Source organism: Pseudomonas fakonensis (assembly GCF_019139895.1).
Classification (GTDB): Bacteria; Pseudomonadota; Gammaproteobacteria; order Pseudomonadales; family Pseudomonadaceae; genus Aquipseudomonas; species Aquipseudomonas fakonensis.
The window spans coordinates 4,846,078-4,862,833 of sequence record NZ_CP077076.1 but is presented as its reverse complement, the minus strand read 5'-3'; the positions used below and the strand labels follow the sequence as shown (position 1 = coordinate 4,862,833).

11 protein-coding genes are annotated in these 16,756 nt (G+C 66.6%); 6 read left to right on the top strand and 5 right to left on the bottom strand.

Translation table 11 applies throughout. The annotated features are described in order from the left end of the window. Positions 1 to 227 precede the first annotated feature (227 nt). Both purL and cutA read left to right on the top strand, forming a co-directional pair. Positions 228 to 4,127 carry a phosphoribosylformylglycinamidine synthase gene (gene purL / locus KSS94_RS21430; RefSeq protein ID WP_217840056.1) on the top strand — a complete coding sequence of 1,300 codons (3,900 nt, stop codon included), beginning with the start codon at positions 228 to 230 and terminating at the stop codon, positions 4,125 to 4,127. Positions 4,128 to 4,130: 3 nt separating this feature from the next. Then, positions 4,131 to 4,442 (top strand): divalent cation tolerance protein CutA, encoded by a 312-nt coding sequence (cutA, locus tag KSS94_RS21425; RefSeq protein WP_217840055.1) that lies wholly within the window; start codon positions 4,131 to 4,133, stop codon positions 4,440 to 4,442. A 313-nt stretch (positions 4,443 to 4,755) separates the two neighbouring features. On the opposite strand, the gene KSS94_RS21420 is transcribed toward cutA, so the two are convergent. From KSS94_RS21420 to KSS94_RS21400, 5 genes are all read right to left on the bottom strand, one after another. Continuing rightward, positions 4,756 to 6,792, bottom strand: coding sequence for a PhoX family protein (locus KSS94_RS21420; RefSeq protein ID WP_217840054.1), 2,037 nt, complete (start codon positions 6,790 to 6,792; stop codon positions 4,756 to 4,758). 260 nt (positions 6,793 to 7,052) lie between these two features. Beyond that, positions 7,053 to 11,492 (bottom strand): hemagglutinin repeat-containing protein, encoded by a 4,440-nt coding sequence (locus KSS94_RS21415; protein WP_217840053.1) that lies wholly within the window; start codon positions 11,490 to 11,492, stop codon positions 7,053 to 7,055. Between the two features lie 27 nt (positions 11,493 to 11,519). Continuing rightward, on the bottom strand, positions 11,520 to 13,196 hold the full coding sequence (locus KSS94_RS21410; RefSeq protein WP_217840052.1) for a ShlB/FhaC/HecB family hemolysin secretion/activation protein: 1,677 nt from the start codon (positions 13,194 to 13,196) through the stop codon (positions 11,520 to 11,522). A 321-nt stretch (positions 13,197 to 13,517) separates the two neighbouring features. Then, positions 13,518 to 14,078, bottom strand: a complete 561-nt coding sequence (locus tag KSS94_RS21405) for a L,D-transpeptidase family protein (protein ID WP_217840051.1) — start codon at positions 14,076 to 14,078, stop codon at positions 13,518 to 13,520. Between the two features lie 20 nt (positions 14,079 to 14,098). Next, positions 14,099 to 14,653, bottom strand: coding sequence for an NUDIX hydrolase (locus tag KSS94_RS21400; RefSeq protein ID WP_217840050.1), 555 nt, complete (start codon positions 14,651 to 14,653; stop codon positions 14,099 to 14,101). Between the two features lie 137 nt (positions 14,654 to 14,790). Between KSS94_RS21400 and KSS94_RS21395 the strand changes: the two genes are divergently transcribed. The 4 genes from KSS94_RS21395 to KSS94_RS21380 all read left to right on the top strand — a co-directional run bounded on the left by KSS94_RS21395 (position 14,791) and on the right by KSS94_RS21380 (position 16,751). Beyond that, positions 14,791 to 15,390, top strand: coding sequence for a CoA pyrophosphatase (locus KSS94_RS21395; RefSeq protein ID WP_138218733.1), 600 nt, complete (start codon positions 14,791 to 14,793; stop codon positions 15,388 to 15,390). 45 nt (positions 15,391 to 15,435) lie between these two features. Then, positions 15,436 to 15,960 (top strand): gamma carbonic anhydrase family protein, encoded by a 525-nt coding sequence (locus KSS94_RS21390; protein ID WP_217840049.1) that lies wholly within the window; start codon positions 15,436 to 15,438, stop codon positions 15,958 to 15,960. Then, positions 15,953 to 16,159 carry a DUF1289 domain-containing protein gene (locus KSS94_RS21385; RefSeq protein ID WP_217840048.1) on the top strand — a complete coding sequence of 69 codons (207 nt, stop codon included), beginning with the start codon at positions 15,953 to 15,955 and terminating at the stop codon, positions 16,157 to 16,159. Before KSS94_RS21390 ends, KSS94_RS21385 begins: the two co-directional genes overlap by 8 nt. A 124-nt stretch (positions 16,160 to 16,283) precedes the next feature. Next, positions 16,284 to 16,751 (top strand): 7-cyano-7-deazaguanine/7-aminomethyl-7-deazaguanine transporter, encoded by a 468-nt coding sequence (locus KSS94_RS21380; protein WP_217840047.1) that lies wholly within the window; start codon positions 16,284 to 16,286, stop codon positions 16,749 to 16,751. The last annotated feature ends 5 nt before the right edge of the window (positions 16,752 to 16,756 follow it).

The following is a 16,756-nucleotide window of genomic DNA, read 5'->3' as shown; positions in this document are numbered from 1 at the left end:
AGCACCGCCCCCGCCATATCTCGACAACGGCTGGCTTGTCTGCTAGCGGGTTCTGTGCAGTACCGGCCCCGTTCATGCAGGGGCCGCGCAAAACAGCTGTTTTTTTTGACTCTCAGGTCCGGTTCCACCGCCCGGCAGCACTGGCGTAGAGCAGGTGCCGAAAGCCTGCGAATTAGGCTAGAATGCACGGCCTCTAAGCACACCCCTTCCCTGAGGCTGTCCCGACGATGTTGATCCTGCGCGGCGCTCCTGCCCTTTCTGCCTTTCGCCACGGTAAATTACTCGAGCAACTGAGCCAGAAAGTCCCCGCTGTTACTGGTTTGTATGCCGAATTCGCCCACTTTGCCGACGTTGACGGCGAGCTGACCGCCGACCAGCAGCAGGTGCTGGGCCGTCTGCTCAAGTACGGCCCGAGCGTGCCGGTACAGGAGCCGACCGGCCGCCTGTTCCTGGTGGTGCCGCGCCTGGGCACCATCTCGCCGTGGGCGAGCAAGGCCAGCGACATCGCCCACAACTGCGGCCTGCAGTCGATCCAGCGCCTGGAGCGCGGCATCGCCTACTACGTCGCCGGCAACCTCAGTGACGCCGATGCGCAACTCATCGCCGCCGAGCTGCACGACCGCATGACCCAGCGCGTACTGGGCCAGCTCGAAGGCGCCGCCGACCTGTTCAGCCACGCCCAGCCCAAGCCGATGACCTCGGTCGACGTATTGGGCGGTGGCCGCGCAGCGCTCGCGCAAGCCAACATCGACCTGGGCCTGGCCCTGGCCGAAGACGAGATCGACTACCTGGTCAACGCCTTCCAGGGCTTGCAGCGCAACCCGAACGACATCGAACTGATGATGTTCGCCCAGGCCAACTCCGAGCACTGCCGCCACAAGATCTTCAACGCCAGTTGGGACATTGACGGCGAGGAGCAGGAAAAGAGCCTGTTCGGCATGATCAAGAACACCTACCAGATGCACAACGAAGGCGTGTTGTCCGCTTACAAGGACAACGCCTCGGTGATCGTCGGCAGTGTGGCCGGGCGCTTCTTCCCGAACCCTGAAACCCGCCAGTACGGTGCGGTGCAGGAGCCGGTGCACATCCTGATGAAGGTCGAGACGCACAACCACCCGACCGCCATCGCCCCGTTCTCCGGCGCCTCCACAGGCTCCGGCGGCGAGATCCGCGACGAAGGCGCCACCGGCCGCGGCGCCAAGCCAAAAGCCGGCCTGACCGGCTTCACCGTCTCCAACCTGCGCATCCCGGGCTTCGAGCAGCCGTGGGAGCAGGCCTACGGCAAGCCGGAGCGCATCGTCGACGCCCTCGACATCATGATCGAAGGCCCGCTGGGCGGCGCCGCGTTCAACAACGAATTCGGCCGTCCGGCCCTGACCGGCTACTTCCGTACCTTCGAGCAGAGCATCAACACCCCCCACGGTGAAGAAGTGCGCGGCTACCACAAGCCGATCATGCTCGCCGGCGGCATGGGCAACATCCGTGAAGACCACGTGCAGAAGGGCGAGATCACCGTCGGCGCCAAGCTGATCGTGCTCGGCGGCCCGGCCATGCTCATTGGCCTGGGTGGCGGCGCCGCTTCGTCGGTGGCCACCGGTGCCAGCTCGGCCGACCTGGATTTTGCCTCGGTACAGCGTGAAAACCCTGAGATGGAACGCCGCTGCCAGGAGGTCATCGACCGCTGCTGGCAGCTGGGCGATGCCAACCCGATCGCGTTCATCCACGACGTCGGCGCCGGCGGTATCTCCAACGCCTTCCCGGAGCTGGTCAACGACGGTGGCCGCGGTGGCCGCTTCGAACTGCGCAACGTGCCCAACGACGAGCCGGGCATGGCCCCGCACGAAATCTGGAGCAACGAATCGCAGGAGCGTTACGTGCTGGCGGTCAGCGCCAAGGACTTCGAGCGCTTCCAGGCCATTTGCGAGCGCGAGCGTTGCCCGTTCGCCGTGGTGGGTGAAGCCACCGAAGAGCCGCACCTGACCGTTACCGACAGCCACTTCGCCAACACCCCGGTGGACATGCCGCTGGACGTGCTGCTGGGCAAGCCGCCGCGCATGCACCGTTCGGTCACCCGCGAAGCAGAGCTGGGCGATGACTTCGACCCGAGCCAGCTGGACCTGGACGAAGCGGTAGGGCGCGTACTCAGCCACCCGGCCGTGGCCAGCAAGAGTTTCCTGATCACCATCGGCGACCGCACCATCACCGGCCTGGTTGCCCGCGACCAGATGGTCGGCCCGTGGCAGGTACCGGTTGCCGACGTTGCCGTCACCGCCACCAGCTTCGACGTGTACACCGGCGAAGCCATGGCCATGGGCGAGCGTACCCCGCTGGCGCTGCTGGATGCCCCGGCGTCCGGGCGCATGGCCATTGGCGAAACCCTCACCAACCTGGCTGCCGCGCAAATCGGCAAGCTGTCCGACATCAAGCTGTCGGCCAACTGGATGTCCGCGGCCGGCCACCCGGGTGAAGACGCGCGCCTGTACGACACCGTCAAGGCTGTCGGCATGGAGCTGTGCCCCGAGCTGGGCATCACCATCCCGGTCGGCAAAGACTCCATGTCGATGAAGACCAAGTGGAGCGATGAGGGCGTCGAGAAGAGCGTCACCGCGCCGATGTCGCTGATCATCACCGGCTTCGCCCCGGTCACCGACATTCGCAAGACCCTCACCCCGCAACTGCGCCTGGACAAGGGCGAGACCGACCTGATCCTGATCGACCTGGGCCGCGGCAAGAACCGCATGGGCGCCTCGATCCTGGCCCAGACCTACGGCAAGCTGGCGGCACAAGCACCGGACGTCGACGACGCCGAAGACCTCAAGGCGTTCTTCGCCGTGATCCAGGGCCTGAACGCCGACGGCCACCTGCTGGCCTACCACGACCGTTCCGACGGCGGCCTGTTGACCACCGTGCTGGAAATGGCCTTCGCCGGCCACTGCGGCCTCGACCTGCAGCTCGACCCGCTGACCGACAGCAAGGGCGAGGTGCCGGCCATCCTGTTCAACGAAGAGCTGGGTGCGGTCATTCAGGTTCGCCAGGATGCCACCCCGGACGTGCTGGCGCAGTTCAGCGCCGCTGGCCTGGGTGAAGAGTGCGTGGCAGTGATCGGCAAGCCGATCAACAACGGCGAAGTGTCTATCAGCCTGAACGGCGAAGTGCTGTTCGACGATGACCGCCGCATGCTGCAGCGCCAGTGGGCTGAAACCAGCTACCAGGTGCAGCGCCTGCGCGACAACGCCGACTGCGCCGACCAGGAATTCGACCTGCTGCTCGAGGAAGAGAACCCTGGCCTGTCGGTCAAGCTCGGCTTCGACGTCAACGACGACATCGCAGCGCCGTACATCAAGAAGGGCGTACGCCCGCAAGTGGCGATCCTGCGCGAGCAGGGCGTCAACGGCCAGGTCGAGATGGCTGCCGCCTTCGACCGCGCAGGCTTTGCCGCCATCGACGTGCACATGAGCGACATCCTCGCCGGGCGCGTCGACTTCGAAGCGTTCAAGGGCCTGGTGGCCTGTGGCGGCTTCTCCTACGGCGACGTGCTGGGTGCCGGTGAAGGCTGGGCCAAGTCGGCGCTGTTCAACGCCCGTGCCCGCGATGCCTTCCAGGCCTTCTTCGAGCGCAACGACAGCTTCGCCCTGGGCGTGTGCAACGGTTGCCAGATGATGTCCAACCTGCACGAGCTGATTCCGGGCACCGAGCACTGGCCGCACTTCGTGCGCAACCGCTCGGAGCAGTTCGAGGCGCGCGTAGCCATGGTCGAGGTGCAGAAGTCCAACTCGATCTTCCTGCAGGGCATGGCCGGTTCGCGCATGCCGATCGCCATCGCCCACGGCGAAGGCCATGCCGAGTTCGCAAGCGAAGAAGCCCTGCTGGCCGCCGACCTGTCCGGCACTGTGGCGCTGCGCTACGTCGACAACCACGGCAAGGTCACCGAGGCCTACCCGGCCAACCCGAACGGTTCGCCGCGCGGTATCACCGGCCTGACCAACCGCGACGGCCGCGTGACCATCATGATGCCGCACCCGGAGCGTATGTTCCGCGCGGTGCAGAACTCCTGGCGCCCGGATGAGTGGCAGGAAGACGCCGCGCTGATGCGTATGTTCCGCAACGCGCGGGTGTGGGTGAACTAAGGCGTGTACAAGCTCGCCTTCTTCGTCCCGGGCAGCCATGTCGAGGTGGTCAAGGCTGCTGTGTTCGCCGCAGGCGGCGGGCGCATCGGTGCTTATGAGCACTGTGCCTGGCAAGTGCTTGGCCAGGGCCAGTTTCGCCCCTTGCACGGCAGCCAGCCGTACCTTGGGCAAGCCGGCCAAGTCGAGACGGTCGAGGAGTGGAAGGTGGAGCTGGTGGTGGCCGATGAGCTGATCGCTCAGGTGGTCGCAGCGCTGAAGCACAGCCACCCGTACGAAACACCAGCCTACGAGGTCTGGCCGCTGGCCGATTTCTGAGGTTCGGCGCAACACCTATCGCGGGGCAAGCCCGCTCCCACGCAAATTTCATCGGTTGCGTGGGAGCGACCTTGCCCCGCGATGCGTTTGAGCTTGGCGGTGATGCAGGCTTTGCTGTGTCTGGCACCGGCTGCGCCGGTGATCGCAGGCAAGCCTGCTCCTACAGGTACAGCGCTGGGTTCGGGGTAGACGCAGTCCTGTAGGAGCTGGCTTGCCAGCGATGCGGGCAGCGCGGTGGCTGGCACCGGCTACGCCGGTGATCGCAGGCACAGCGCCAGGCCTGAAGCCAGCGCTGCACCTGCGGGAGCGGCTTTCAGGCCGTGCCTATCTCCCCGCCATCGAGCCGCTGGATCACCACGGTCGACGAGCGCGGCCGCACCTTGCTCCCCGCTGGGGTCACATCGGTAGCCACGTCCGTGGACGGCCAGTTCTCCGGGTGCTGGATATTGATGAACAGGGTCTTGTTGTCGGGGGTGAAGGTGATACCCGTCACTTCGCAACCATTGGGCCCGACGAAGAACCGACGCAGGTCGGCCTGGTTCTGCGCGTTGATCGGCACCTGCTTGCCATTGCCATCCACCAGGTCGGTGGGGATCACTGCCAGCAACTGGTCGTTGGTGTAGCGGGTCAGGGTTTCTTCGCCGTTGTCGGTCTCGAACCACAGCACGCCGCGGCTATCGAAGCTCATGCCGTCGGGGCTGGCGAACTGGTTCATTTCGGTCAGGCCGGAGCGGTTGATGTCGGCGCCGCCGTCGGCATTGGCACCAAACACGAAGATGTCCCAGGCAAAGTGCTGGTGATCGTCGCTGTCGTGCCAGCGAATGATATGGCCATGGCGGTTGGGGCCGCGCGGGTTGGCCTTGTCGGTCTTGTCGGCGCTGCGCGCGCTGTTGTTGGTCAGGGTCAGGTAGGCGTCACCGTTCAACGGGTTGACCGCAGTCCATTCGGGGCGGTCCATGGGCGTTGCGCCCAGGGCATCGGCCGCGCCACGGGTGTTGACGATGATGCCCGGCAGGTCGCCGAACAGCGCGCCGAGGGTCTTGCCGTCGCGAGTTGGCGTGGCGACGTCGAGCAGCAGCCAGTCGCCGCTGCCGTCGGCATTGAAGCGGGCAACGTACAGCTTGCCCTTGTCGAGGTACTTGGCACCTGTTGCCAGGCGGTCGGCGGCCTTGGCGTCGGCCGGGTCCCACACGGCATCGGAGACGAACTTGTACAGGTACTCGTTGTTGGAGTCGTCACCGGTGTACCAGGTGAGCGGCTTGCCGGCCACCGCCAGGCCCGGGCAGCAGCCTTCATGGCGCAAACGCCCGAGCGCCGTGCGCTTCACTGCGCGGGTGGCGCTGTTGTATGGGTCGATTTCGACGATGTAGCCGAAGGTGCTGGCCTCGTTGCGGTAGTCGTCGCTGGCGCTGGCGCCCTTGGGGGTGACATCGAAGCGGGCGAACTCGTCGTCCACCTCGCTGGCATCACCCGCCGCGCTTTCCCAACGGTACTGGCCGGCGGTCGCGGCAACGCCGATGCGTACCTGGTCGGCCGGGCGGCTGGCAGTGTTGACGAAAATGCCGGGCCAGTTCTCCTCACAGGTGAGGTAGGTGCCCCACGGGGTGTAGCCGTTGCCGCAGTTGTTGTTGGTGCCGCGGCATTCGACGCCGGCCGGGGAGAAGCGCGTGCGCACGTGGTCGGTGCCGCGCAGGGGGCCGGCGATGTCCATCACCGTGGCGGTGGTGAAGCGGCGGTTGAGCGGGTCGTTGTCGACCACCTGCCAGCGCCCGCTGACCTTGCGGATGCGCACCACGCCGGCGCCATGGGCGTTGATCTCCTTGCGCACTTCTTCGGCCGGGCGCTGGCCGCTGATGGCGTTGGTCGGGCCGTGGGGGTGCAGGGCGGCGGTGTCGATGTATTCGAAGTTGATCGCCAGCAGGCCGTCGTCGGAGCTGCCGTCGATGGGGAAGAAGCGCATGCCGTCGTGGTGCATGCCCATGGCGTTGGCCTGATCGCTGGCGCTGTTGCTGCCGTCGGCTTTCCAGGCGGCGCCGTTGCTGTTCAGCGGCGTGCCCCAGGGCGCCAGTACGTGGGCGCTGTAGCCGGGGGCGATGGCGCAGGCGTCGGTGCGCGAGCCCTTGATCGACTGGAAGCCGAGCTTGGGCTTGCTTGGCTGCGGGGTGGGCGCCGGCTTGCCGGTGCTGCCATCGAAGCAGGCGGTCAGGCCGGTGCCGGCGATCATCGCAATGGCTGCACCGAGGCTGCCGCGGATGACGCTACGCCGGCTCAGGTAGGCGTCCATGACGCTTGCCATCGGCAGGTTGCCGGCGTGGTTGCGGTCCAGGTTGTCGCCGCTGTCTCGACTCATCAGGTGTCCTTTCTTGTCTGGAATAACGCAGAAAGCCGACTTTAGAACGCGATCATGATGATTACATTGCAGGACTGTAACTGCAGTGGGCGCTCGCACATTATCGGCAGGTTGGATGTAAAAGCCCGGGCACGCCCGTAATGCTGTTCATTTGAGATTGCCGGGGCGCCGTCCGGTCGAGATGGGCTGCACAGCAGCCCCAATGCAGAAAACACCTCATTTAAGTGAACAACATTACGGGCTTACCCGGGCCCTGTGGTTTAACGCTTGCTGTCGATGCTCGAGGTCAGCTCGGTGTTGCGGCTGTAGCCGCTGGTGCGCAGCAGGCCCAGGTCGAGGGCGTTTTCACCCTGCGCGGCGCCCTTGTCCTTGAAGCTGCCAACCAGGGCAGTGCCGATATCGACCGGCGAGTTGCTCAGGTCCACCGACACATCCCGGCGCGAATCGCTGCCGGTCAGGGTTTCGCGGGTGACAGTGCTGCTGCCCAGCGCCACGCTGCCTTCACTGGCCTGCAACCGGGCGCCCACCAGGCGGGTATCGCCGCCGACTTTCAGGTCGATGCCCTGGCTGCCGGCCAGGGTGGTCTGCCGGGTGACGCTGTCGCGCTGCTGGCGACTGACCTGCACCTTGACGGTGGGGGAGAGTGCAGGCTCGCTGCGGGCCAGGGCCTTGCCGGCCTTTTCCCGCACCTTGCCCGAGGCGGGCCCGGCCAGCGCACTGGCGGCATTGATATGGCCCTGGGGGTTCTTCTCCTGGCTCAGGCGCCCGTCGACGGCGACCGTCAGGCTGTCGACCCGGTCCTTGCGGCTGGCCACCAGCAGGTCGCCGCCCACCTTGCCCTCGATACGCTCGGCCTCAAGCCTTGCGCCCTCGATGCGGGTGTCGCCGCGGCTGTTCAGCTCGATGTGGTCGGCGCGCAGGGTGCTGTCGTTCCAGGTCTGGTTGTCGCGCTTGTCCACGGCTACCTGCACCCGGCCGTGCAGGGCGCGGATGTCCTTGTCGGTGGTTTCGCCACGGTTCAGGCGCAGGCCTGCGCCGGCGGTGACGTCGAGGTTGTTGCGCCAGTCCCGTTGACTGGAGGCCTCCACCAGCAAGCCGCCATTGCGTGCGTCCAGGCCAATTCGCGCGGCGCTGGCCTGCAACCCTTGCACCTGCAGGGCCTGGTCATCACGGGCAAGGCTGGTGAGCTGCAGGCTGCCCTGGCTTGCGAAATGGGCGTTCACCGCCTGCTGGCTGTCTTCATCCACCTTGGCGCTGGTGAAGTGGCCACCCAGGCCGCCGCCCTTGCCGGTGCCTTGGGTCAGCGCCACCTCCAGGCCGCCACCCAGGGTGTTGCCGCTGGCCCGGTGGCTGCTGTTGGCGGCCAGCACCTTCACTGTGCCGTCGCTATGCAGGGTGATATCGCCTGCGGCCCCGATGCGCGCACCCTCCACGCTGAGGTCGGCGCTGCTGCTCAACACCACCGGGCCCTTGGCCTGTACGCTGGCGACCTGGGCCGTGGCATCTTCGCTTTCGCGGGTGCTGTAGTCGGCGTACCCGCGCGCATCCAGCCCGGTGCTGCCGGGGCGGTTGCCGCCTTTGGCCCACAGGCTGGCGTCCAGTTGGCTCTTGCCTTGAGTGCTGCGGTCATGGGCGGCGGCCAGGGTCAGCTTGCCGCCGCTGACGAGGCTGGCCGGGCCGCTGCCTGCGTCTATGCGCGTGCCTTCGTAACGGCCATCGCTACCCAGTTGCACCTGGATGCCGGTCTGGCCGAGCAGGCTGCCCGGGCGGGCGAGGGTGGTGGTCTGCACGTCGCTCAAGGTGCCGAGCTTGCCTTCGAGGCGGCCGTTGATGTCCTCGCCGGTGCTGGTGTCGACCCGCAGGCCGCCCGCCACATCGGTACGGTGCACCTCGTGGCGCTGCTGGTCGCTGGCTGCCAGCAACTGATGCTGGTTGGCGTCGATGCGCAACTGGCCGTTGGTGGCGCTGTAGTGGGTGCCCTGGTCCTGGATGCTGTCGGCTTGCACCTTCACTGCCGCGCCGCTGAACTGGCTGGCCCGGGCCGTGCTGGTGCTGTCGGTTTGCCGGCGTGCCAGGTGCTCGATGGCAAAGTCTGCGCCCACGCTGGGGGGCGCCAGGGCATCTTCGATACCGGCCTGCTGGAAGCGCGCCGCCTCGCGCCCTTCGACCAGGCGCTCGATGGGCCGGGAAATATCCCGGTATTCGATGCTGGCGCCCAGGCTGCCCTGCCAATGGTTGCTGGAGGTTTCGCGCGCAGTGGTGTCGGCGGCGGCGCGGTTGTCGATGCGCCCGGCATTCACCAGCAGTTGGCCGTCGGCCTGCACCTTGGCCCCTTCGCTGGCCAGCTGCGCGGTCTCAAGGTGCAAGTCGCCGCTGGCTTTCAGCTCGCTGGCCTGCGCCGTGGTGCTGCTTTCGCTGAGGCCGTCGCGGTTGTGGTGGCCTTCGAAGGCGCTGCCCACGCGGTCGATGCCGCCGGTCACGGCCAGGCCGCCGCCACTGCGGGTAGTGACCGTGCTGCTTTGCTCGCTGGCCTGGGCCGCATTCAGTTGCACCTCGGCGGCCTTGAGCGTCAGGTCGCCGGCGGTGGCCTTGACCTGCGCGCCGCTGGCGACCAGTTGCGCGCCGCTGTGCAGGTCGACGCTGGCGCCGCTCAGGCTGCTGGCGACTTGCCCGGTGGCGGATTGCTGCTGCTCGACCGAGGCCACCTCGTAGCCGACCCTGGCCTCGAACTGCCGCGAGTCGGGTTTGCCGTCCTGGGCATGCTGGGTTTGCCGGGCGCTGGCGGTGAAGTAGCGCTGCTGCTCGTTGCTCTCGCTGCTGTGGCTGGCCTGCGCGCTTTCCAGGCGCAATTGGCCCTTGGCATCCAGTTCGAGCTTGCCCCCTGCGGCGAGGGTGGCGCCCTTGACCTTCAGCTCGTCGGCGCTGGCCAGGCGCAGGTTGCTGCTGGAGCGCACGTCACTGACCAGCACTTCGTCACTATCGCTCTTGCTCTGGCTGCTTTTCCCCGTCAGCCCGAACACCTGGCTGCTACGGTCGTGCTGCTGCGATTGCCGCGTGCTATAGGCGGCTTCCACGGTCAAGCCGGCCTTGTTGCTGTACAGCACGGCGTCGCCGCCGCTGCTGACTGTGCTACCGCGAATACTCATGCCTTCGGCTGCCACCTCGAGCTTGCCTTCGGCCCGCAGCGTGCTGCCGGCGGCCTGGCTGCCCTGGGTGTCGTTACCCTTGCGGTTACCGAAAAACGTGCCGGACACCAGGTCGCCGCGGTAATCACGCTGGTTGCCACTTTCGCTGAGTGCCTGTTCGCCCACCTCGACCTGGCGAGCTTGCAGTTGCAGGTCGCCCTGGCTGCGTAGTTCGCTGGCGCGTACGCGCAGGTTGTGCCCCGCGCTGGCCACCAGGGTGCCGCCCTCCAGGGTGCTGGCGCTGGCACTTTCGCTGTACTGCTCGCTGTCGCTGTCCCCGCGCCACAGGTGCTTGCGGTGGCGAACCTGCTCCTCGACCTTGCGGCTGTCGATACCGGCCTCGATCACCATGTCACCACCGCTGTGCAGCGCCAGGGTGGTGCCGGCCTTCAATTCTGCAGAGGTCAGTTGCAGGTCGGAGCCTGCGTCGAGCGACAGGCTTTCGCTGGCCTGCAAGTGCGTGCCTTGTTGCGTGCGGTCGGTTTGCGTGCGGTCACGGTTGTAGGTTTCGGTGGTGATGAACCAGGCTTTCTTGTTCCAGGCTTCGCGGTCGCGTTGCACATTTTCGCGGGTGTCGGCGTCGAGTATCAGGTTTTGCCCGGCATGGGCTTCGACCTGCCGGGCCTTGCCCTGGGTGGCGGTGAGCTGCAGGTCACCGGCCGAGTGCAAGCTGAGGCTGTCGTCGGCCTGTAGTTCGACGCCGCCCACCCGCACGCCGGCGCCTTCGGCGGTGCTGCGCACGCTGATGCGCCCGGCGCGCATGGCACCGAACAGGCTGGCATCGATGCTCGACGGGGTGCTTGGCAGGTGCTGCAGCACTTCGCCGGAGCTGGCATCCAGGCGGTTGCGGCCGGCGGTGAGGTTCAGGTCGTTCTTGGCTTGCAAGGGGCCCTGGCTGTCGATGCGCGGGGCGATCAGGTCGAGCGCGCCGTCGAGGTTGCTCTGGCCACCGGCCTGCACGCTAAGCGCGCCGTCGGCCTGCAGGGTGTCGAGGTACTGGATGCGCTGGTCCTCGATCACCGGCGTGCCGACCAAAAAGCCTGCGCGGGTGGTGTTGATGAAGCTGCCGCCGTTGAGGGTGATGCCGTTGGGGTTGGCCAGGATGTAGTCGGCGGCGTGGCCGAAGATTTCCTGGGGGCCTTCGATCAGCGAGGCGTGGCGGCTGATCACCTCGTTGAGGATGGTCGAGGCAGCCTGGCCGCGGAACTGCGGGTTGGCGCCCAGCGCGCCGGCCAGTTGCGACTGGCCGGCCTGCACGGCGTTGTTCAGCACCAGGCCCTGGCGCTCGACGTTGTAGTCGAGGAACTGGTTGTGCGATAGGCCTCCGGCGTTGGGCGCGACGATGTCGATCACCGGCACGCCGTGGGCATTGTTGATGATCGGTGTGCCGCCGGGGCCACTGGCCGGCTGCAAGGGGGCTGCGGCGTGCAGGGCCGGCGGTGCCAGCAGGCAGAGGAAAATTGCCCAGCGCAGGCGGTCGGGGCGCAGCGGGCGTGATGTCGAGTCATGGGTCATTGTGGTGCTCTCCTTTCTGTGGGTGAGTCAGAGGTCGAGGGACCACTCCAGGCCCCAGTACCCAGGTTCGAGTGCCCGTCGCCGCAGGTCGCTGGCATACAGCGCGCGCTGGTAGTCAAGGCGGATGCGGTTGCCGGGCAGGCTCAGCTCAAGGCCGATGGCGCTGCCGGCCAGGCGTTGCGAGGGGCTGCCCTGGTCGAAGCGGGCCCAGCCGAGGTCCACGCCGAGGAATGGGCGCAGCTGCACCGTCGGCGATGAAAAAAAGCTGATGGGGTAGCTGAGGGTGTTGCGCCAGACGGCGCCAGTGGCACCCGTGATGGTGAGTTGGCGTACGCCGCGCACGGCGCTGTCGTCGTTGAGCGCCAGCTGTTCGACGGCGGGCAGAAAGTCCGGGCTGTACTGCAGGTTCAGCTCGCTCTGCCAGCGCCAGGGGTGAGCAGGTGGCGCCTGGGCCAGGTACAGCAGGCTGGCGCGGTACTTGCGAAAGTCCGGCTGCGGGGCGCGGCGGGCGCGTATGGCGTGGTCGGCACCGAGGGCATCTAGCCCCTGGCTTATACCCAGCGAGGCGCTCCACAGGCCGTGTTCGAGCCACAGCAGGTTGAGCCCGGCATGCAGGGTGGTGAGCGTGGTGCTCTGCAGCTTGAGTTGCTGGCCCTTGAGCTGGTTCTCCAGCTGCTTGCGGTCCAGCCGCACCCCTGCACTGAGCATGCCGTGCTGGTTGCGCCACAGCAGGCGTTCGGCGGCCAAACCCTGGAATCGGCTGCCGCCCTCGGCCTGCAGGCCGTTGGGCAGCGGGGCGCTGTAGCTCAGCTGGCTGGCGTTGAGGGTGAAGCTCCAGGGGCCGTAGGGGATGTTGTAGTACAGGCTCAGGCCGCGGCTCTGGCCCGGGGCGCCGAGTACGGTCGCAAGCTGCGACAGGCGCAGGTCGTCGTTCAGGCCCAGCGGGCTGTCGATGCCCAGCCCGAGGTTGAGGCGATTGCGCCCGGTCAGTTCGCTGCCACGGTTGTCGAAGCGGCCTTCGAGGTGCCAGCGGCTGCGCACCTGGCGCGGGGTGATGGCGACCCGAGTGCTTCCGGGCGCCTGGCCGGGCAGCAGTTCGGCGGTGACCTCAAAGGCGCGCAGGCGGTTGAGCTGGTCCAGGCCCTGTTCCAGGTCGGGCAGGTGCAATGGCTGGCCCAGCAGGGCAGGGAAGGCGCCTTGCAGCGACAACGGCAGCGGCTCGGTCAGTTCGATGGCTTCGACATGGCCTTCGACGATCAGGATGTCCAGCGGCTCGCCGGCCCGGGGCGCGCTGCCCAGGTAGGGGCGGGCCAGCGGGTAGCCGGCCTGTACGTAGCCTTGGGTGATGGCGCGCAGCAACTGGTTGATGCCCGGTACGCCGAGGCAGGGCTGCAGCAACGGGCGCAAGGTGCGTTCCAGCTCGCTGGCCGAAAGCCGGCGGTTGCCGGCCAGGCGCAGGCCGCTTATCGGGAAGCAGGGGCCGTCGGTCTGGTCTGGTGAGCTGTCAACGGGTGACTGGTTGCCTTGCTCCTGGCGTTGCCAGCGGTGCAGGCGCTGTTGGCGTTCGAAATGCTCGGTGGCCTGGCGCTGCTCGCGCAGTTGCTGGCTGGCCGGGTCCGAGGCGTAAGCCGCAGAGGGGCTGGCCAGGTGCAGCAGAAGGCAGGCCAGGGGCAATGTGAGAGCACGGCTGAGCGTTTTGGGCATCGGATAATCCCGCAATTCGTGTACGGCTGAGGTACTCGGTTGCGTGGATTTTATGGATGCGTCTAGCCGGCTGGATGCGGTCTCGTGCCTTGATTGGCGTCGGAAAAATTACTTAGTTTTGTAGGTGATTTCTTTGCCGAAAGGTTATGTAACAAGCGCGTTTCGCAAAGATTGAGCACGGTCTTTGTAGGAGCGGCCTTGTGCCGCGAAAGGGCTGCGCAGCAGCCCCGGCGATAACGCATGATGCCCGGAAACCGGGGGCGCTACGCACCCCTTCGCGACACAAGGCCGCTCCTGCAGGTGGGCGGTGCTTATGCCCCGTCAGGGCCTGATCTCGATCAGCGTGCCGTCCTTGACCAGGCTCCACACCTCGCGCATGTCGTCGTTGCGCATGGCGATGCAGCCTTCGGTCCAGTCCAAGGTGTGGAAGTACCACTCGGGGTACTCCTCGTTGATCGGCGTGCCGTGGATCATGATCATGCTGCCGGCACTGACCCCCTCGCGGCGCGCCTTGGCGGCGTCGGTGATGTTCGGGTAGGAAATGTGCATGGCCAGGTTGTAGCGGTCGCTGACCTTGCGCCAGTCCAGCCAGTACAAGCCTTCGGGGGTTCTCTTGTCGCCCTCGCGCTCCTTGGCACCCTTGGGCTGCTTGCCCAGGGAGATGCGGTAGGTCTTCAGTGGCTCGCCACGGCTGATCAGCTGCAGGCGGCGTTCGGACTTGAGCACCAGCACCTTGTCGATCAGCCGCTCCTGAACCGCCGGGGCGGCAGGGGTGGTGGGCGCCGGCGCCGCCGAAAGCGGCTTGCGGATGATGGTTTCGGTGTAGGCCGCCTGCGACAGCGAGGCGATTCCGAGGCAGAAAAGGGCAAGCAACCAGCGCATGAAACCGTATCCCTGAAGACTCAAGTGGTGGGCGACGAAACGTTCATCGGCGGCAGGTATTCATGGCCTATGGGGTAGTGCTGCCTGATGCGGTCGCGATAGTAGCATTCTAGTGTGCGCGTGACGGTGCGGAAAGCCAGCTCGCCCCACGGGACTTCATGTTCCTCGAACAGGCGCACTTCCAGGCTCTCCTCGCCCACGGCAAAGTCCAGGTCGGCAAGTTCGGCGCGAAAGAACACGTGCACCTGGTTGATGTGCGGCAGGTCGAACAGCTGGTACAGGCTGGTTTCGCCCACCCGGGCGCAGGCTTCTTCGACGGTTTCGCGACGGGCGGCAGCGTCGAGGGTTTCGCCGTTTTCCATGAACCCCGCTGGGAGCGTCCAGAAGCCCCGGCGCGGCTCGATGGCACGCCGGCACAGCAGCACCTGGCTGCCCCAGGTGGGCAGCACCCCGGCAACGATGTTGGGGTTCTGGTAATGGATGGTCTGGCAATGGTCGCATACGTACCGCGGGCGGCTGTCGCCCTCGGGTATGCGCTGGGTAACGGGCTGGCCGCACGCGCTGCAGAATTTCATGCTTTCATTCCTGTAGGTTCGAGCTATCTTGGCGCGCCCGGCCCGCCCGCTGCAAGCGGCGCCCGGCGGGCGGGGCTTGGGTGCCCCGCGGCTTTTGGTGCATCATGCACGGCAGGCCTTGGACACGAGAGTGCGTAATGCTGGACGAGCTTCTTCGCCGAATGAGCAACCACACCCCCGCCTCGCTGGAGGTGGATCGGCGCTTCCCGGAAGCGGCGGTGCTGCTGCCCATCACCCGCAGCGAAGAGCCGGAGCTGGTGTTGACCTTGCGCGCCAAGGGGTTGTCCACCCACGGCGGTGAAGTAGCATTTCCCGGCGGGCGGCGCGACCCGGAAGACCCGGACCTGGTATTCACCGCGCTGCGCGAGGCCGAGGAAGAAATCGGCCTGCCACCGGGGCTGGTCGAGGTGATCGGCCCGCTCAGCCCGCTGATTTCGTTGCATGGCCTGAAAGTGACGCCGTTCGTCGGGCTGATCCCCGACTACGTCGAATACCGCGCCAACGATGCTGAAATCGCTGCAGTGTTCACCGTGCCGCTGGAGTTCTTCCGCCAGGACCCGCGTGACCACACCCACCGTATCGACTACCAGGGCCGCAGCTGGTACGTGCCCAGCTACCGTTACGGCGACTACAAGATCTGGGGACTGTCGGCGATCATGATCGTCGAGCTGGTCAACCTGCTGTACGACGCCGGCATCAGCCTGCACCAGCCGCCGGAGCGTTTCATCCAGAACTGAGCGGGGCCAACCCCGCCGACTGCGCCAAACCCTGAGGAGCCACACATGAAATACCGTCTGGGCGACATGAAGGTCGAAGCCCACCCCACCAGTTGGACCGCCCCCACCGCCACGCTGATCGGCAAGGTGCGCCTGCAGGCCCGTGCCAGCGTGTGGTTCGGTGCGGTGCTGCGCGGCGACAACGAGCTGATCGACATCGGCGAGGGCAGCAACGTCCAGGACGGTACGGTAATGCACACCGACATGGGCTCGCCGCTGACCTTGGGCAAGGGCGTGACCATCGGCCACAACGCCATGCTGCATGGCTGCACGGTGGACGACTACAGCCTGGTGGGCATCAACGCGGTAATACTTAACGGCGCGCGCATCGGCAAACACTGCATCATCGGCGCCAATGCGCTGATCCCCGAAGGCAAGGTCATCCCCGACGGTTCGCTGGTGATGGGCTCGCCGGGCAAGGTGGTGCGCGAGCTCACCGAGCAGCAGATGCGCATGCTCGAAGCCAGCGCCGCGCATTACGTGCACAACGCCGAGCGTTATGCCCGCGACCTGGTGGCTGACGATGACTGACGCCGCCCCCCGCGAGCGGCCAGTGGCCTCGCCCTGCGTGAGCGTGTGCGCGCTGGACGAGCAGGATATCTGCACCGGCTGCCAGCGCACGGTGGACGAGATCACCCGCTGGGGGCGCATGGATAACGCCGAGCGGCGGGTGGTGCTCAAGCTTTGCCATGAGCGGGCGGTGGCGGCGGGGTTGGTGATCGGTTTTTGAGCTGGTGCCCTCATCGCCGGCAAGCCGGCTCCTACAGGATTGCGCGGTCGCCTGTAGGAGCCGGCTTGCCGGCGATGGCCATACGCATTAACCTGCCCGGCTTGCCCAATGATCGCAAAAGCCCATGTTCTACCTCATCGCCTACATCAGCAGCGTGGTGCTCATCAACTACGCCTTCTCCAGCGCCCCGCACCTGGACGTGATCTGGTCCGCCTGGGGCGGGTTGGTGTTCATCCTGCGCGACATGGTGCAGACCCGCTACGGCCATGGCGCGCTGCTGGCGATGCTGGTGGCGCTGGTGCTGTCCTACGTCACCTCGGAGCCGGCCATTGCCCTGGCCAGTGCCACGGCGTTCTTCATTTCCGAGCTGATCGACTGGCTGGTGTTCAGCATCACCCGCCGGCCCTTGCGTGACCGCCTGTGGCTGAGTTCGGCGCTGAGCATCCCGGTGGACACCTTCATCTTCTTCGGCATGATCGGCGCGCTCACGCCGGTGGTGGTCGGCACCGCCATGGCGTCGAAGTTCGCCGGCGTTACCGCCGTGTGGTTGATCATGGCCTGGCGGGCGCGCAGGGCAGCCGTGGCCAGCTGAACCTG

Excerpts from the sequence above, each read along its gene's own strand:
- purL (WP_217840056.1), top strand. The coding sequence starts at position 228 with ATGTTGATCCTGCGCGGCGCTCCTGCCCTTTCTGCCTTTCGCCACGGT.
- KSS94_RS21420 (WP_217840054.1), bottom strand. The coding sequence starts at position 6,792 with ATGAGTCGAGACAGCGGCGACAACCTGGACCGCAACCACGCCGGCAAC.
- KSS94_RS21415 (WP_217840053.1), bottom strand. The coding sequence starts at position 11,492 with ATGACCCATGACTCGACATCACGCCCGCTGCGCCCCGACCGCCTGCGC.
- KSS94_RS21410 (WP_217840052.1), bottom strand. The coding sequence starts at position 13,196 with ATGCCCAAAACGCTCAGCCGTGCTCTCACATTGCCCCTGGCCTGCCTT.
- KSS94_RS21405 (WP_217840051.1), bottom strand. The coding sequence starts at position 14,078 with ATGCGCTGGTTGCTTGCCCTTTTCTGCCTCGGAATCGCCTCGCTGTCG.
- KSS94_RS21400 (WP_217840050.1), bottom strand. The coding sequence starts at position 14,653 with ATGAAATTCTGCAGCGCGTGCGGCCAGCCCGTTACCCAGCGCATACCC.
- KSS94_RS21395 (WP_138218733.1), top strand. The coding sequence starts at position 14,791 with ATGCTGGACGAGCTTCTTCGCCGAATGAGCAACCACACCCCCGCCTCG.
- KSS94_RS21390 (WP_217840049.1), top strand. The coding sequence starts at position 15,436 with ATGAAATACCGTCTGGGCGACATGAAGGTCGAAGCCCACCCCACCAGT.
- KSS94_RS21385 (WP_217840048.1), top strand. The coding sequence starts at position 15,953 with ATGACTGACGCCGCCCCCCGCGAGCGGCCAGTGGCCTCGCCCTGCGTG.
- KSS94_RS21380 (WP_217840047.1), top strand. The coding sequence starts at position 16,284 with ATGTTCTACCTCATCGCCTACATCAGCAGCGTGGTGCTCATCAACTAC.